We start from the raw sequence: 17724 nt of genomic DNA on the forward strand, positions 1-17724 counted from the left end.
TTATACAGCGAATCATTGTTGTTAAGTAGTGCCCTGAATGAAGAAAAGGATGTTGCGGTGTTTCTATTTATCTTTCGGATGTCTGTTGCTGGTAATCCAGGCAATGGCTGCTCCACGTATCCCATATATTCCGCAGGTTGTTAATTATTCTGTTGGAGAATATAAGGCTGGAAATCAGAACTGGGCCGTGGCGCAGGGAGCCGACGGGCTTATGTATTTCGGGAACAACCGGGGACTTCTCCAATTTGACGGTACACGCTGGACTCTCTATCCTCTGCCTACCAATCTGGCTGTACGGTCTATCTATATTGACTCAAATAACCGTATCTATGTAGGCTCATTCGAAGAGTTTGGTTATTTTGAAGCCAATCCTCAGAACAAGCTTGTATATACTTCTTTAAAAGCTAAAGTAAAGGATTTTTCATTTATGAATGATGAGGTTTGGACAATCCATCAAAAAGATAAAAATATCTTTTTTCAGTGCTTTGGCTCTTACTTCGTATTTAATGGAAAAGAGGTGAAAGGTGTAAGACCCCAACGCGGACCTCTCTATTTTCATAAGGTAAATAATAATATGTATTCATCTTTGCTGGGAAGCGGGTTCTGTTTTTTTGACGGAATTAATCAGAAAGAGGTTGTTCCCGGAATAGCATTAAACCGCGACGATGTAGTGGCTGTCCTCCCTATGGATAATAAACTGCTGCTTCTTACAGACTCACACGGACTATTCTTATATGATGGCTTTAAGGCTGTACCATGGCAAACGGAAGCCGATCTTTTCTTGAAACGCAGTACCATGAACAGGGCGGTAATGACTTCCGATTCATTATATATCCTGGGCAGTGTATCGGATGGTTTGGTAGCTTTAGATAAGACGGCCCGAATGGTGTGGCATATCAACCGCGAAAACCACCTTATAAACAATACTGTTTTGGGATTGGCCTGCGATAAGCAGAATAATGTATGGATTGCCCTTGATAACGGGATCGCCCAGATTCAGACAAGCTCCTCTTTCGATTTCTACGAACCGCTGGATGTACAGATCGGAATGGTACACGATATGGTGCGGAAAGATAATTTCCTTTATCTTGTATCCAATCAGGGAGCCTATTCTATTGCAGACGAAAGTCAGTCTCCCGTAATCTTGCCCAACAGTAAAGGACAAAACTGGTATATAGAAGATCTGGATGGGCAGCTTTTTTGTGGAAACAATAAAGGAACCCTGCAGATACAGAATAAAGAGGCCTCCTTTTTCCCCGGAGCCGAATCCGGAGGTACAGCCATACGGAAATGCACTATTCATGGCAAAGAAATTCTGCTGCAATCCTCTTACAGCGTTTTAAGCGTGTTTACAAAAGATGTTGCAGGAAAGTGGCGATTCAGTCATAATATAAAAGGATTCAGTAATCTGATCAAGCGTTTGGAGGTAGATCCTGCCGGTAACATCTGGGCCAACCATATGTATAAAGGAGTATACCGCATCCAGCTGAACGCTACCCTTGATTCTGTAAAAGAGCTCGAATACATCACCAATCCGGATTCAACCCGTAAGGAAAGTGCCCTGAACGTAATGATGCTTCGCGGCCGGGTAGTGATTACAGATGGATATCAGTTCTATATGTATGAGGATCTCTCCCAAAAAGTGGTTCCGTTCAATGAGCTTAACAACCAGTTTAAGGGAATGGGCGATACTTACCGCATCGTTCCGGTTAATAACGACCTTTACTGGTTTATCCGTTCCTCGGAATATGTATTGGTAGGTTTTGAAAACGGTCGTTACGAGGCAAAGGCAAGAATTCCTTTCGGACTGTTTGATAATCCCCCCATCGAAGACCGTGGAAATATCTATGTAGACGAGGCTGGAATCTCCTATTTTTGCCTAAACGGAGGTATTGCACGCTATAATAAAGGAAAGCAGTTACCACAATCGCATGTATCGTTGTTGCTCTCTTCCGTGCGTGTTTACAATCGCCACAAGGAAACCTATCAGTTTCTGCCTGTTTCAGGTTTTGCATCACTGGACTATAGCTTTAACAATATTCAGTTTGCCTTCTCTTACCCCAATTTTTTAGGAAAAGAGTTCCGCATGCAGTATAAGCTGGAGGGATTCGATACCAATTGGGTGGACGGGGCGGCCGACTTTACCAAGGATTATTCCAACCTGCCTTACGGAAGCTATGTTCTTCATGCTAAAGTAGTAAACAACGTGGGAGAGGTATTGGCATCTTCCAGCTACGAATTTGAGATCAGCCGTCCGTTTTACCGCTCCTACATTGCCTTTGGAGTCTACTTTATATTGATCATTCTGCTGCTTATAGCCATTATCAAAGCTTATATAACGTGGGAGATTAACCGGGAGAATAAAGCCATCGAACAGGAAAAGAAAGAAAGAGAAGAGCAGCTGAAAACCCAGGAACAGCTCATTATAAAACTTCAGAATGAGAAATTGGAAGACGAGCTTACCTATAAAAGTAAAGAGCTCGCCAGTGCCACATTGTCGGTTATCTCGCACAATGACTTTCTGGAAGCCCTGAAGAAAGAGGTTCAGATGCAGCAACTCTCCGGAACCTATTCGAAAAAGTATTTTGAAAAACTCATCCGAATGATAGACGAGAATCTCTCGTCCGAGGATGCCTGGCTGGTTTTCCAGAATAACTTCGACAGGATACATGAAAATTTCTTCCGTTCCTTACGGACTCATTATCCTGATCTTACCCCCGGTGACCTTCGCTTGTGTGCATTGCTTCGACTTAATATGCCCACCAAAGACATGGCCCGTATGCAAAATCTGTCGGTAAGAGGAGTGGAAGCCGCCCGTTACCGTCTCCGTAAAAAGCTGGACATACCCGAAGGGAAAAGTCTGGTTGATTTTATGATCGAATTCAAATAATTTGGGACCTTCCCCCTAAACATTGTAAACAGGAAAAGCTATATTTCAAAAAGAAAGACCTTTACCTGTTTTTATCTTCCAGTATCCTTATCTGCCTTTCTATTGCTTGAGGTACACCTGCCTGTGTATATTAAATTGACTATATTTATTAAAAAGAATGTTATATAACATATAAATATTCGATTTGTGATTAACAAATGAAAGTTATTGGTTCTTAGATTGTTATATTGAAGTGAAGTAGTGAAATGGTATTAATAAAATACCCCTTTCGGACGGGCAGTAGTGGTCAAGTATACAAAAATTTGCAGTTTTTTAGAGATAGAAGTTCATTTGCCGTCCAATCAAAAACGTATGTATTATACAGATGTTAAACTTTAAAACTAGAATGAATGAAAGCGAAATTGATGCTTTGTTTATGCTTACTTCTTGCAAGCACTGCGATGTTTGCACAAGGAAATCTAACGGTTACCGGTGTTGTAACTGAAAAGGCCACCGGGTATCCGGCAATCGGAGTAAGTGTGCTCGTGAAAGGTACCACTATAGGTACTGTTACCTCCATGGATGGAGATTACTCTCTTTCAAATGTTCCGGCTAATGCGACACTTGTATTTAGCTATGTAGGTATGCTCACACAAGAACATGCAGTGGGCAACCGCACTGTTATCAATGTAATGATCGAAGAAGACACTCAGAAACTGGACGAGGTCGTTGTTATCGGTTATGGTACAAGTAAAGCAAAAGACCTTACAGCACCGATTGCTGTTATAAAAGCAGACGACATTGTTAAACATGCCACCACTTCGCCCATGGGCGCATTGCAGGGCAAGGTTGCCGGTGTACATATCACCAACAGCGGTCAGCCGGGTTCCGGTCCGGATGTTCGTATCCGTGGCGTGGGCTCTTTCGGCGATACCAAACCCTTGTATGTAGTGGATGGAATGTTTTTCGATAACATCGACTTCCTTAACAACAGCGATATCCAGGATCTCTCTATTCTTAAGGATGCTTCAGCCGCCTCTATTTACGGGGTACGCGCAGCCAACGGGGTTGTTATTGTTACTACAAAAAAAGGAACACTCAACAAACCGGCTACAATCACTTACGATGGCTATGTAGGTTTTCAGCAGGTAACCAACCAGCTTAAGATGGCCAACAGCAAGCAGTATGCAACTATGCAGATAGAAAAGAACAACGCAACCGATCTTAACGTGCTGCGTAATTCCATCGAACTCTTCGGTGGAGATCTCCAATCTATGATGCCAGGAACAAGTACCGACTGGTACGACGAATTGTTGCGTACGGCGCTTATTCACAACCATAGCATCGATATCAGCGGTGGAACCGACAAAGCATCCTATTCGGTAGGTATGAACTACATGTTCCAGGAAGGTATCATGGATGCAAAAAATGAATACGAAAGACTGAATATCCGTGCCAAAGCCGATTATAATGTAAACAACTGGCTGAAAATCGGTGCTAACACAGTTATAAGCAATGGAACGAAGTACAGTCCCAATAACGCAGCATGGGGTGCCGCCTATCTTACACCCGGCATATTCCCGGTTATGGACGAGCGCAGAAGCGATGCAGACGTATATCCGGTAAAATATGCTTCACCAAGTCAGATCGGTATGTCAACTTACTATGGTAATCCGGTGGCTACAGCCAACTATTACGACAACAAAAGCAATACCATCCAGGTATTACCTACTTTCTATGCTCAGATCGATTTCCTTCCTGCCAACAAGTTGTTCTTCAAAACCGCTTACAGCCAGGATATATCCTTTATCCAGGGACGGATTTACACGCCGCAATATTTAGTGGGAGGCAGCCAGTTGAGCAAGAACTCCAACCTGAAGAAAGAAGACAATAATTACCGCAGCTGGATTCTTGACAATACCATCACCTACCGTGATGCTTTTGGCAAGCACAACTTCTCGGCCATGTTAGGTCAGTCCGTACGAAGCGAAAACTGGCGTTATCTATGGGGAAATGCAACCGGCGTTCCGGGTGGTTCAGACGAGTATAAGTACCTCGACCAGGGTAATGCCGACGGCAGAACTACTGGCGATAATGGTACCACTTACCGCGGCTTGTCGTATTTCGGTCGTGTAACGTACGACTATCAGGGCAAATACCTGTTGTCTGCCACCATGCGTGCAGACGGTAGCTCCAAGTACCAGGAAAAATGGGGTTACTTCCCATCTATTGGTGCTGCATGGAATATCTCGGAAGAAGATTTCATGAAAGATTTCAAACAGTTGAACTACCTGAAGCTACGTGCCAGCTGGGGTAAGTTAGGTAACGACAAGGTAAGCGCCAGCGACGGTTTTGCCTCTGTTACTCAAAATATGAATACCTCGGGTGTATTTGGAAACGGTGTATTGCCCGGTTACACAAACCTGGTATACTTCAGCTACCTCGACTGGGAAGTTGTAAACGAATTGAATATCGGTTTCGATGCTGCCTTCCTGAATAGTCGTTTAGGAGTGGAGGCCGATTACTACCACCGTCTTACCGAAAACGCGGTTATCAATGCTCCACTGCCTATGGGTGCAGGAAGTTTGTTGGGTAACAATGGCGAAATCCTGAACTCAGGTCTGGAACTTTCGGTAGATTGGACCGATAAAATCGGAAAGGATTTTTCATATAGTATCGGAGCCAATATCACCACGCTTAAAAACAAAGTGAAGAACCTGAACGGTCTGCCTTACCTGTATGGAGGATCAGCCGAGTTCCGTACCATCTCTAAAGTGGGCGGCGAACTGAATGCCTACTACGGACACGAGATTGCAGGTGTATATCAGAATGCAGCCGAAGTGGCAAACGACCCGATAGCCGTGGCTAACGGTCTGGAACCGGGCGACTTCAAATATGTAGACCAGAACAAGGATGGAAAAATTGACGACAACGACCGTGTAATCCTCGGATCGTATATACCTAACTTCACCTACGGTATGAATCTGGGACTGTCTTACAAGAAATTCGACCTCTCTGTCGTGTTGCAGGGACAAACCGGCAACGAAATTGTGAACCGCAAGCGTGGTAACCGCAGATGGCAGTCTGATATCAACTATGATTCCGATATGGTTGAAAACCGTTGGACAGGCGAAGGTTCTACCAACTCTTACCCATCCGCCAAGGGAAGCGTAAAGCCTTGGAATATCTCTAAATTCAATTCATTCTATGTTGAAGACGGATCATACTTCCGGGTACAGAATATCCAAATGGCCTATACGTTCGACAAGCTGAAATTCAGCAATACGAAATTGCCAAGTGTACGCCTCAGCCTGACCGCAGAACGTCCTTACACCTATTTCAAATCTAACGGCTTTACACCGGAAGTTGGCAACAACGGATTCGACGATCAGGTATATCCTTTGGCAGCAACCTATACGCTGGGCTTACGTATTATTTATTAATCTTTTAATGCTATATAAAGTGATGAAACATATATTAAAAAAACAGATGCTCTGGGCACTTCTATTGGTCATGACCTTCTCAAGCTGTAGTGACTTTCTGGATAAACTTCCCGAAAACAGAGTAGAGGCCGAGCTTGTAGATTATACAAAAACCAGCGATATGTATATGCCGGTTTCCGGAACTTATGCCGTGGCTCGTAATAAATTCTCCGCATGGATGGCCTTTGGGCTTATTGCCGTAAGAGGCGACGATGTGGATAAAGGTTCCAGCCCCACAGACCAGATTGAATTTAAATATTGTAAAGAGTTCCAGTACGACCGCATTACCGGTTACTGGGCGTTGAATGCCGCATGGGAAGGATTGTACAACGTGATTTCCACATCCAATGCCGCATTGGAATCTCTGGATAAATATGCTGCGCATATCACAAACGAAGCCGATAGGAAAAAATATGCCGAATATACTGCCGAAGTACGCTTTATCCGTGCATTTTCCTACTTCCGTATCGTAAACCTTTGGGGAAATGCGCCTTTGTTGCTCAACAACCAGGAGTTGAATCTTGTAAAATCATCCCGCGAAGAGATTTACAATTTCATTTACTCCGAGCTTGAGTATTGCGTGGCCAATCTGCCGGCCCTTCGTCCCAACGAACAGACCAATAAACTGGGTGCTGTAACCCGCTATACGGCTCAGGCCCTGTTGGCCAAAGCCTATCTGTATAACGAGAACTGGGATGGCGTTCTTGCTGCAACGAATGATATTATTTCAAGCAATAAATTCAGCTTGTACAATGATTTCTACCAGCTGTTCAAGATACCCGGAAAACTAAGTAACGAATCTCTGTTCGAACTTCAGTATACCGACTTTGGTAATGGTAGTGGTGATATCGTAAGCTCGGATGCCTGGTTTGCATTCCAGGGACCACGTGGAGGAAAAAGCCCAATTGAAGGATGGGGATTTATGACTCCAACAGACAATGTACGTGCCTTCTTTGCCGCCCGCGGCGAAACGGTTCGTTCGGATGCCTCCTTCCTGGTTGCAGGAAAGACCACCCTTTCGGGCGACACTATCAAGCCGGGTCTGGCTGGAGAGCCTACCTGCTATAATGGTAAGGCATATACTCCGTCTAACCAGCTTACACCGGGCCGTACTAGCTACGGAGCAAATAACAACATCCGTATCTTGCGTTATGCCGATGTACTGCTGATGAATGCCGAAGCCAAAATCCGCAAAGGACAGAATGGTGATGCAGAAATCAACCAGGTTCGCGAACGGGCTAAACTAGCTCCTCTTACAGGTGCTACATTGGATCAGCTGCTGGACGAAAGACGTGCGGAGTTTGCCATGGAGTGGGGCGAGCGCTTCTTCGACCTGGTACGAACCGACAAAGCCGCCGGTACATTACCCGGATTTGTAAAAGGGGTGAGCGAATATTATCCAATTCCTCAGAACCAGATCGACCTGAATCCGAATCTCAAATAAATAGGACTGATGTGTGTAATCCGGGGAGGGAGCTTTCCTCCCCGGATATTTTACTATGACTAAAATTGATAGATAATGAAAGTTATGAGAATATATAGTTGGACTGCCGGAATCGTGTTGGGTACGCTTGTTTCCTTTACCGCTTGCAGTCAGTCCGATAAAAACAAGGAAACAGCCTCTTTGCCGGAACCGGTGAGCCGTCCCGATACCTTTGCTTCGGACAGCGATATGCTTACCTACATCCAGCAGACCCACTTCAATTACATGTGGGAGGGAGCGGAACCTACATCCGGACTGGCCCGCGAGCGTATACACATGGATGGTGAATATCCGCAGAATGATGCTGATGTAGTTACCACCGGAGGCAGCGGATTTGGTATTGCCGGCTTGCTGGTGGCAATCGACCGGGGTTTCATTACCCGCGAGGCGGGCGTTCAGCGCCTGCACAAGATAGCCGACTACCTGGCTCGTGCCGATCGTTTTCACGGGGTATGGCCGCACTGGATTGACGGTCCTTCCGGTAAGGTAAAGCCTTTCGGGCAGAAAGATAATGGCGGCGATCTGGTAGAGAGTTCCTTTCTTATGACGGGACTTCTCTGTGCACGTCAGTACTTCCGCGACGGTAACGAAACAGAAAAGGCATTGGCAGCCAAGATTGACACCCTTTGGCGCGAAATGGAATGGAGCTGGTATCAGAACGGGCAGGATGTACTTTACTGGCACTGGTCGCCCGAGTACAACTGGGAGATGAACTTCCCGCTGGAAGGATACAACGAATGCCTTATCACCTATATCCTGGCGGCTTCGTCGCCCACATATCCCATACCGGCTTCCGCCTATCACAACGGCTGGGCTCGTAAGGGGGCTATCAAGAGCGATGCTACGGCCTATGGTCTGCCGCTTATACTTAAACACAACGGGGCTGAGGCGCTGGGTGGACCTCTTTTCTGGGCACATTATTCCTATATCGGTCTCAATCCCAAAGGACTGAGCGATGCCTATGCCGATTATTGGGAGCTGAACAGGAATCATACCCTCATCAACTACAACCATTGTGTAGAGAATCCGGGTAAGTTTAAAGGATACGGAGCTGATTGCTGGGGACTTACAGCCAGTTATTCCGTACAGGGATACAACGCCCACATGCCTTCAAATGACCTCGGCGTGATTACACCCACAGCAGCACTTTCCAGCTTCCCTTATACGCCGGATGAATCTCTTAAGGCTCTGAAGCATTTCTATTTTAATCTGGGCGACAGTATCTGGGGTAAATATGGTTTTTATGATGCTTTCAGCGAGCAAAGCAACTGGTATCCTAAACGCTACCTGGCCATCGATCAGTGCACCATTGCACCTATGATCGAGAATTATCGTACCGGCTTGCTCTGGCGGTTGTTTATGAGTTGTCCGGAAGTACAGCAGGGATTGAAGAAATTAGGTTTTACGGTTACGGCCGATAAGGTATAAACAAGTGCGTAGTCTTTAATGCATAAAAGAATAGATTGAAATGAAGAAGATTGTAACGGTTATCACCAGCTTGACCCTGCTTGCGGCGTTGGGAGGATGTAAGCCTTCGGCAAGCGGATGGAAGAGCTATAGTGGAGACAAAACCATCGAACAGCGTGTGGATTCGGTATTGAACCTGATGACGCTGGAAGAGAAAATTGGTCAGATGGCCCAGTTCTCATGCAACTGGGATGTAACGGGACCCATTATGGCAGACGATTTCGAGCCGTATCTGCGTAAGGGATTGGTAGGAAGTATATTCAACGCCTATACCGTAGACGGAGTACGCAAACTGCAGGAGATGGCTCTGGCCGAATCGCGCCTTAAGATTCCCGTGTTGTTTGGATACGATGTAATTCACGGTTTCCGCACTATCTTCCCCATGCCCCTGGCAGAAGCCAGCTCGTGGGACCTCGAGCTGATGCGTAAATCGGCTGCCATCGCTGCCGAAGAGGCCTCGGCCGAAGGAATTCACTGGACTTTTGCACCCATGGTGGATATCGCCCGCGATGCCCGCTGGGGACGAGTGATGGAGGGTGCCGGCGAAGATCCTTACCTGGGCAGCCTTATTGCCAAAGCCCGTGTGGAGGGTTTTCAGGGTGGAAAAGACTGGCAATCGCTTCAAGACCTGCATACGGTGCTGGCATGCTGCAAGCACTTTGCGGCTTATGGAGCTGCCGAATCTGGACGCGATTACAACAATGCCGAGCTTTCGCTCAATACATTGATGAATTATTATATGCCTCCCTACAAAGCCGCTCACGAGGCCGGTGTTGCAACCTATATGGCCTCTTTCAACGAAATAGGAGGTGTACCTAGTACGGCAAGCAAGTTCCTGTTTACCGATCTGCTTCGTAACGACTGGGGCTTCAAAGGGTTTGTGGTGACCGACTATACCGGTATCAACGAACTGGTTCCCCACGGTGTGGCCGCCGACGAGAAAGAGGCCGGCGAACTGGCTGCTAATGCCGGTATCGATATGGATATGACCGGAGCTGTGTTCAGTAAGTATTTGAAACAATCAGTTGAAGAGGGAAAAGTGTCTGAAGAGACCATCAACAATGCTGTGCGCCGTATCTTGGAGATGAAGTTTATTCTCGGTCTGTTTGACGATCCGTATCGTTACCTGGACAAAGAGCGTGAGAAGAATACCATCATGAAACCGGAATTTCTGCAGGCGGCCCGCGAAACAGCTGCCCGTTCCATCGTACTGCTTAAGAATGAGAAAAGCTTTTTCCCCATCACCAAAGATAAATCCCTTACCGTGGCCCTGATCGGACCGATGGTGAAGGACAAAGTAAACCAGAACGGCGAGTGGGCAGGCAAGGGTAACCGCGAACAAAGCGTGTCGCTGTACGAAGGCCTTACCGAAAAATATGCGGGAACCAATGTTAAGTTTGTCTACGCCCAGGGCTGCGACCTTACCACCGACAACCGCGATGGGTTTGCCGAAGCGCTTGCCACGGCACGTCGTGCCGATGTGGTGCTGGCTGTTATGGGTGAAGATTTCAACTGGTCCGGCGAAGCAGCAAGCCGTTCGGACATCCGTTTGCCGGGAGCACAGCAGGAATTGCTTAAAGAGCTTAAGAAAACCGGAAAACCGGTGGGAGTAGTGCTGATGAATGGTCGTCCGCTTGATCTTTCGTGGGAAGATGCCAATCTGGATGCCATTATGGAAGCCTGGTATCTGGGTACCATGTCCGGACACGGACTGGCCGATGTGATAGCCGGCGATTATAACCCCTCGGGCCGCCTTACCATGTCGTTCCCCCGCAATGTAGGTCAGCTTCCCATCTATTACAACCATAAAAATACCGGACGTCCGTTGCCGGCCGACAACCCCAAGATGGATTACAAATCGTCGTACCTGGATGTGGCAAACACCCCGTTGTATCCTTTTGGATACGGACTGAGCTACACTACATTCCAGATCAGCAACCTGCAGATGGATAAAAGCAGCATGGGAAAAGGCGATAAGGTAACGGTAACCGCTGAAGTGAAGAATACGGGGACGGTAGATGGCGAAACAGTGGTTCAGCTATACATCCGCGACTTGGTTGCCAGTGTAACCCGTCCGGTTAAAGAGCTGAAAGGATTTACGAAGGTAGCCCTCAAGGCCGGCGAAAGTAAGAAGGTAAGTTTCACTGTTACAGAAGCCGAGCTGTCATTCTATGATATCGACCTGAAGTACACTGCCGAACCGGGAAATTTCGAGTTATGGGTGGCTGCCGATGCAGCCGACGAAACAAACCAGGCTTCTCTGGTCTATACGGCAAAGTAATCAGGCAAAATCGGATTGTTCAGGTTATCAGATCTTATTTTGTTTGGAGGGTGCATAAAGCACCCTCTGCTGTTTTGACATATTATTCATAATTAATACATTTGGAACATGAAACACACCATTATTTCCTTGTTGTTAGTCGTTGCCGCTGGATTGCTTCGTTCGTTGCCGGCAGACGCTCAGGATATGCGGGCCAGTACCTACTGCAATCCGCTCAATGTGGACTATACCTATATGATTTACAATTCGGACAAAAATCTTTCCTATCGCTCCGGAGCCGATCCTGCTGTGGTGGAGTTCAGAGGAGAGTATTATATGTTCGTTACCCGTTCGCACGGTTACTGGCATTCTACAGACCTGCTCAACTGGCATTTCATCACACCGGAGAAGTGGTACTTCGAGGGAAGCAATGCTCCGGCAGCCCACAACTATAAAGACTCTGTACTGTATGTTACCGGCAACCCCTCCGGAGCCATGAGTATCCTATATACAGACAATCCCAAAAAGGGTGACTGGAAAGCTGTGCCCGCCATCTTGCACGACTTGCAGGATCCGGCATTGTTTATCGACGACGACGATCAGGCCTATATGTTTTGGGGATCGTCCAACGTATATCCTATCCGGGGTAAGAAGCTGGACAAGAACCGTCGCTTTCTGGTAGACGGCGAAACCGTGCCCCTCTTCAATCTCGATATGCAAAAGCACGGCTGGGAACGCTTTGGCGAAAACCATGCAGATACCGTTCTGGGAGGTTACATGGAAGGACCCTGGCTCACCAAGCACAACGGCAAGTACTACATGCAGTATGCCGCACCCGGAACCGAGTTCAATGTTTATGCAGACGGTGTATATGTGGCGGACCATCCCCTTGGTCCCTACCGTTATGCACCTAATAATCCCATCAGTTATAAACCCGGAGGCTTCATGAACGGAGCCGGACACGGAAGTACGGTAACAGGGCCCGGAGGTCATTACTGGCACTTTGCATCCATGTCGCTTTCGGCCACCGTTAACTGGGAGCGTCGCCTGTGCATGTATCCGTTGTATTTCGACAATGAGGGACTCATGTATTGCAACACCAACTACGGAGATTATCCCCATTATGCCCCGGCCGAACCGGGTAAGCACGGAACCTTTACCGGATGGATGCTGCTATCGTACAATAAACCTGCTCAATCCTCCACTGCGGTGGCTGGTCACGAAGCCGGCAAGGCAACAGACGAACGGGTGAAAAGCTTCTGGATGGCAGCCTCCAACGATTCCACCCAATGGCTGCAGATAGACCTGGTACGTCCGGGTAAGGTATATGCCATACAGGTAAATTATCACGACTATCAATCGGATATGTACGGAAAAGATATTACCTTGCGCCACCGTTACGTTGTGGAGGGATCGGAAGACGGTTCCAAGTGGGTAACCCTGGTGAACCGTAGCAAAAGTTACAAGGATACACCCAACGACTATGTAGAGCTGGAGGCCCCGGTCAGGGTGCGTTACGTGCGTTACCGCAACATAGAGATACCCACTCCGCACCTGGCCATCTCAGACCTTCGGGTGTTTGGTAAGGGCGAAGGTAAGCGTCCGTCAGCGGTAAAGGGATTTAAGGTTGAACGGTTGGCCGACCGCCGCGATGCGCAGATAACCTGGCAGGCTCAAAAAGACTGTCAGGGATACAACATCCGTTGGGGTATTGCTCCGGACAAGCTGTACAGCTCGTGGATGGTATATGGAGACAACTCCCTGTTGCTGAAAAGCCTCACTACAGATCAGAGCTACTATTTCGCTATCGAAGCTTTTGGCGAGAATGGCATATCAGATCTGAGCGGAACCCATAAAGTTGAGTAACTTTAAATAAAACATACGATGAGAATTTTAAAATGCATTGCTTTCTGTATCTGCCTGATGGGTGCGCTTCAGGCCACGGCCGGCGACAAGCTGAGCTTCCTTAAAAAACAGTTTACCACTCAAAACGGCTATAAGCTGAACTACCGGGTGCTGCTGCCCGCAGACTATTGTCCGGAGCAGAAATATCCCGTAATCCTGTTCCTGCACGGAGCGGGCGAGCGTGGCAACGACAACGAGAAACAGCTGGTACACGGATGGGACCTCTTTACCAATCTGCAGAACCGGGCAGACTATCCCGCCATTGTGCTGGCGCCACAATGTCCCGAACAGCCCGACGTACCTACCAAGAACTACTGGGTAGCCATTAAACGTCCGGTTACACCCCAGGAACGCATGTTCAGAACCTTCCCGGCCAATGCCCCCATTACCGAACCCCTTGCAGCGGTAAAAGAACTGCTGGACAGTTACATTGCCAAAGGGGTGGTAGACACCAAGCGCATCTATGTAACGGGACTCTCTATGGGAGGAATGGGAACCTTCGACCTCGTATGCCGTTACCCCAACCTCTTTGCAGCAGCTGTTCCTATCTGCGGAGCAGTCAATACCGACCGTCTGGCCAGATATAAAGGCAAAACCCCGTTCCGTCTTTTCCACGGAGCAGACGACGATGTAGTACTACCCAAGTTCTCGCAGGAAGCCTTTAAAACCCTGAAGTCCATCGGAGCCGAAGTGCAATATACCGAATACCCCGGTGTAAACCACGGAAGCTGGGTACCCGCCTTTAAAGAACCCGACTTCCTGAGCTGGATGTTCAAACAGGTTAAAAAGTAGTCTGTAATTGCGTTAATCCGTTCCAACACGAATTAAACGCGAAAACATCTGTCATCCCTCATTTTTGAGGGTTAACAGTCAGTATATCAATCCATAAAAAAATGATAGATGCACAAATCATCTATCATTTTTTTCTCTTTCATCTATCATCCGGTAAGCGTCTTCGCGATACCATCAGTCCTGGTCCGACAAACGCTCTATTCTTTACATTATTCTGCTAAACAATCATATAGAAGCCAAAGTCCCCGCACTATTACCAGATCAGCTTACGGGAACAATCCCGGTACTAACAACTGCTAGTATCAAACACCTAAGGATAGTAACCCCAACCCTACGAGGATTAATAATTTTGAATTAAGACAACTAATCGTTGGACCATGGTCCAACGATATCTCAACCATGGTTCAACGATATGTTGACCTAGGCCCAACGAAAAGTAGACCATGGTCCAACGAATACGATTTAGTATGGAAAGAAATTAATCTTCGTTTACAAATCGGTTAAACATATAAGGAAAAGTGTTTAATAATAAGGAAGAAATTCAAATTTATTCAATACGATTTACTTAACATCATATTTTTCTCATGTTAATAAAAACGGCTTTTGTTAACATGAGAATGTGAACGTGTTAAAGAAATACGATTTTCTTAACATGAGATTAAAACTTAATTGGCAGATGAATTGGATATTTTATTATTTATGAGCTTCCATAATGTCTGCAGCTCGTCATTTATGAAGTATTTATTATAAAAGAAAAAGGTTTGAAATTTTCATTCCAAACCTTTTTTCCTTTCTGTTGTCTCACGAGGATTCGAACCTCGACAGACAGAACCAAAAACTGTAGTGCTACCGTTACACCATGAGACAATCCGATGCTTTATTGTAAAGCGTTGCAAAGGTAAGCATATTTTTTAACTTTGCAAATCTATTGCTCGAAATTTTACTTTATAATGAGCAGGAAGTAGTTCTTCTTACCCTTTTGTACAAGCAGGTATTTGTTGTTCAGCAACGATGCAGAGGTTACTACCTCGTCGGCCGTTGCCAGCTTTTCCTTATTTACACTTACACCACCGCTCTGAACCAGCTTGCGCATTTCGCCTTTGGAGGGGAATACGGCAGCTTTTTCTGTAAACAGATCTACAGCTTTGATGCCTGTAGCAAATTCGTCCATGGATACTTCAAATTGAGGTACCCCTTCGAATACGGCCAAGAGGGTGTCTTCGTCCAGCTTCTTGAGGGCTTCGGATGTGGCATTGCCAAACAGGATGTTGGATGCCTCAACGGCTGCATTGTAGTCTTCCTCAGAGTGTACCATGATGGTTACCTCTTTGGCCAGACGCTTCTGCAGCGGACGCAGGTGGGGTGCGGCTGCCTGTTCTGCTTCCAGGTCGGCAATCTCTTCCTTGCTCAGGGCAGTGAAGATCTTTATATATTTGGCTGCGTCGGCATCGCTTACGTTAAGCCAGAATTGATAAAATTTATAGGGAGAGGTATAGCGGCGGTCCAGCCACACGTTACCCGATTCGGTTTTACCAAACTTGCCACCGTCTGCTTTGGTGATAAGCGGACAGGTAAGGGCGAAGGCTTCGCCTCCCTGCTTGCGGCGGATCAGTTCTGTTCCGGTTGTGATGTTACCCCATTGATCGGAGCCTCCCATCTGCAGTCTGCATCCTTCGTGCTGGTACAGGTACAGGAAGTCGTATCCCTGCAGCAGCTGATACGAGAATTCTGTAAAAGACATTCCTACGTTTGATTCCGAGCTGAGGCGTTTCTTTACGGAGTCTTTAGACATCATATAGTTTACGGTAAGGTGTTTACCGATGTCGCGAATGAAATTCAGGAATGAGTAGTCTTTCATCCAGTCGTAGTTGTTAACCAGCTTGGCGGCATTAGGGGCGTCCGAATCGAAATCCAGAAACTTAGCCAGCTGGTTTTTAATACTTTCCTGGTTATGACGAAGGGTGGCTTCGTCCAATAAGTTACGCTCTGCCGATTTTAAGGATGGGTCGCCAATCATTCCGGTAGCGCCGCCTATCAAGGCGATGGGCCGGTGACCGGCACGCTGCAGGTGCTTTAACATCATAACGCCTACCAGGTGTCCAATATGTAAAGAATCTGCAGTTGGATCGATACCAACGTAAGCAGAGGTCATCTCTTTTTGTAACTGTTCTTCTGTACCGGGCATCATGTCATGAATCATGCCTCTCCATCTTAATTCTTCAACAAAATTCATCGTACTAAATTATTGTATTATTTGAGTGAGGCAAAGTTAGTACTTATTTTTAAATCAAATAGTAAAAACCGTGCGAACATTCTCTCTTAATGTGTTGGAAAATAGCTGTACATCTATTCCGGAGGTGTCAGCAAGCTGTTGGTATATTTTTTGGATGGAGAGCAGGCTTTCGTCCGTTTCCGCCAGGATACGGTTCGGATAGGCTGCCCGTACGGCTTCTGGATTGAATTTTTCGCCGAAGGAGAGCCAGCAATCCTGATGTATGAGCTGTTCGGCCAATTGCTTGTTACCCCTGAACCCGTGTATCACCCAGGGCATGCGGGGAGTCGTCTCTTTTTTGATGGTGATTAGCTGTTGCCAGGCTTTTACGCAGTGTATAACCAGCGGTTTGCAGAGCGCTTCAGACAAGGCTATCTGCTGGCGGAAGACTTTTTCCTGCAGGATGAAAGGCGTGGAGGCAAGCGTGTCTAGTCCGGCTTCACCCAGTGCCACGATGCCCGGCAGGTTGCAGGTGTGGCGCAGCAGCTCCATTTGCCGGTCGGGGTCACTGATGTACCACGGGTGTATGCCTGCCGAATAGTAGATGCCGTTTTCGTTTGGAGTGTTTGGCAGTTGCTGCCCTTCCGTTGCGATAATCAGATTTACGATACAGGCGTATGAGTCTGTACCGGAGGATGCCTGGTGAGGGGTGTGGTGGGTATGTATATCTACGTAATGCATATCAGGGAACCGGATCGTAACCGCTTCCTCCCCAGGGGTTGCAGCGGAGTATTCGTTTTATAGCCAGATAGAGTCCTTTGATGGGACCGTGTTTTCTGAGGGCCTGCACAGCATATTCCGAACAGGTAGGGGTGTACCTGCACGCAGCCGGAGTCATGGGTGAAATAAAATACTTATAAAAATATACCGGCAATAACAGGATGTAGGTGAAGAATTTCTTCATTTATCTTTGAGGGCCTTCAGGGCCTTGATCATGGATTTTTCAATCTCGGCAAAGGTGCGGATCTCCTTATCTACATATAAGAAAGCAACAAGCATGCTGGTTCCTTTCTCTTGCAGCGGATCAATCAGGTCGTACTTGTGTATCCGGTAGCTTTCGCGTATCAGCCTTTTAATAAGGTTCCGCTTGTTGGCCCGTTTGAATTTCTTTTTGGGTACACTGGCCATGATGGCTACCCTCGACGGGAGTTCCTTTTCTTCTACCGGAAGATATACTACCCGAAGGGGGAAAGA

Annotated in this window: 11 protein-coding genes; 7 read left to right on the plus strand and 4 right to left on the minus strand. The window is 46.9% G+C overall.

The annotated features are described in order from the left end of the window. The first annotated feature begins 37 nt into the window (after positions 1–37). The 7 genes from AB7E53_RS06320 to AB7E53_RS06350 all read left to right on the plus strand — a co-directional run bounded on the left by AB7E53_RS06320 (position 38) and on the right by AB7E53_RS06350 (position 14258). Positions 38–2890, plus strand: a complete 2853-nt coding sequence (locus AB7E53_RS06320) for a triple tyrosine motif-containing protein (protein ID WP_446774758.1) — start codon at positions 38–40, stop codon at positions 2888–2890. Positions 2891–3279: 389 nt separating this feature from the next. Beyond that, positions 3280–6312 (plus strand): SusC/RagA family TonB-linked outer membrane protein, encoded by a 3033-nt coding sequence (locus AB7E53_RS06325; RefSeq protein WP_446774760.1) that lies wholly within the window; start codon positions 3280–3282, stop codon positions 6310–6312. A 22-nt stretch (positions 6313–6334) separates the two neighbouring features. Next, entirely contained in the window at positions 6335–7795 is a 1461-nt protein-coding gene (locus AB7E53_RS06330; protein WP_079684034.1) for a RagB/SusD family nutrient uptake outer membrane protein, read from the plus strand. Positions 7796–7870: 75 nt separating this feature from the next. Then, on the plus strand, positions 7871–9262 hold the full coding sequence (locus tag AB7E53_RS06335) for a glucoamylase family protein (RefSeq protein ID WP_446774762.1): 1392 nt from the start codon (positions 7871–7873) through the stop codon (positions 9260–9262). Between the two features lie 40 nt (positions 9263–9302). Continuing rightward, positions 9303–11582, plus strand: coding sequence for a beta-glucosidase BglX (bglX, locus tag AB7E53_RS06340; RefSeq protein WP_446774764.1), 2280 nt, complete (start codon positions 9303–9305; stop codon positions 11580–11582). A gap of 108 nt (positions 11583–11690) precedes the next feature. Further along, positions 11691–13427 (plus strand): family 43 glycosylhydrolase, encoded by a 1737-nt coding sequence (locus tag AB7E53_RS06345; protein WP_446774766.1) that lies wholly within the window; start codon positions 11691–11693, stop codon positions 13425–13427. A gap of 18 nt (positions 13428–13445) precedes the next feature. Beyond that, positions 13446–14258 carry a carboxylesterase family protein gene (locus tag AB7E53_RS06350; RefSeq protein ID WP_446774768.1) on the plus strand — a complete coding sequence of 271 codons (813 nt, stop codon included), beginning with the start codon at positions 13446–13448 and terminating at the stop codon, positions 14256–14258. Between the two features lie 940 nt (positions 14259–15198). Here the strand turns inward: AB7E53_RS06350 and tyrS are convergent. From tyrS to AB7E53_RS06370, 4 genes are all read right to left on the minus strand, one after another. Next, positions 15199–16491, minus strand: a complete 1293-nt coding sequence (tyrS, locus tag AB7E53_RS06355) for a tyrosine--tRNA ligase (protein WP_371689149.1) — start codon at positions 16489–16491, stop codon at positions 15199–15201. 54 nt (positions 16492–16545) lie between these two features. Then, complete coding sequence (locus AB7E53_RS06360; RefSeq protein ID WP_446774770.1) at positions 16546–17211, minus strand: TatD family hydrolase; 666 nt, start codon at positions 17209–17211, stop codon at positions 16546–16548. A gap of 1 nt (position 17212) precedes the next feature. After that, the gene (gene yidD, locus AB7E53_RS06365) at positions 17213–17434 is read right to left on the minus strand and encodes a membrane protein insertion efficiency factor YidD (protein WP_068186567.1); all 222 of its coding nucleotides are present in this window, start codon (positions 17432–17434) and stop codon (positions 17213–17215) included. Next, positions 17431–17724: ribonuclease P protein component (locus AB7E53_RS06370; protein WP_446774772.1), on the minus strand; the 294-nt coding region annotated here is incomplete at its 5' end. The genes AB7E53_RS06370 and yidD, both read right to left, overlap by 4 nt.

It is taken from the genome of Macellibacteroides sp., from assembly GCF_050251695.1.
In the GTDB taxonomy this organism is placed as follows: Bacteria; Bacteroidota; Bacteroidia; order Bacteroidales; family Tannerellaceae; genus Macellibacteroides; species Macellibacteroides fermentans.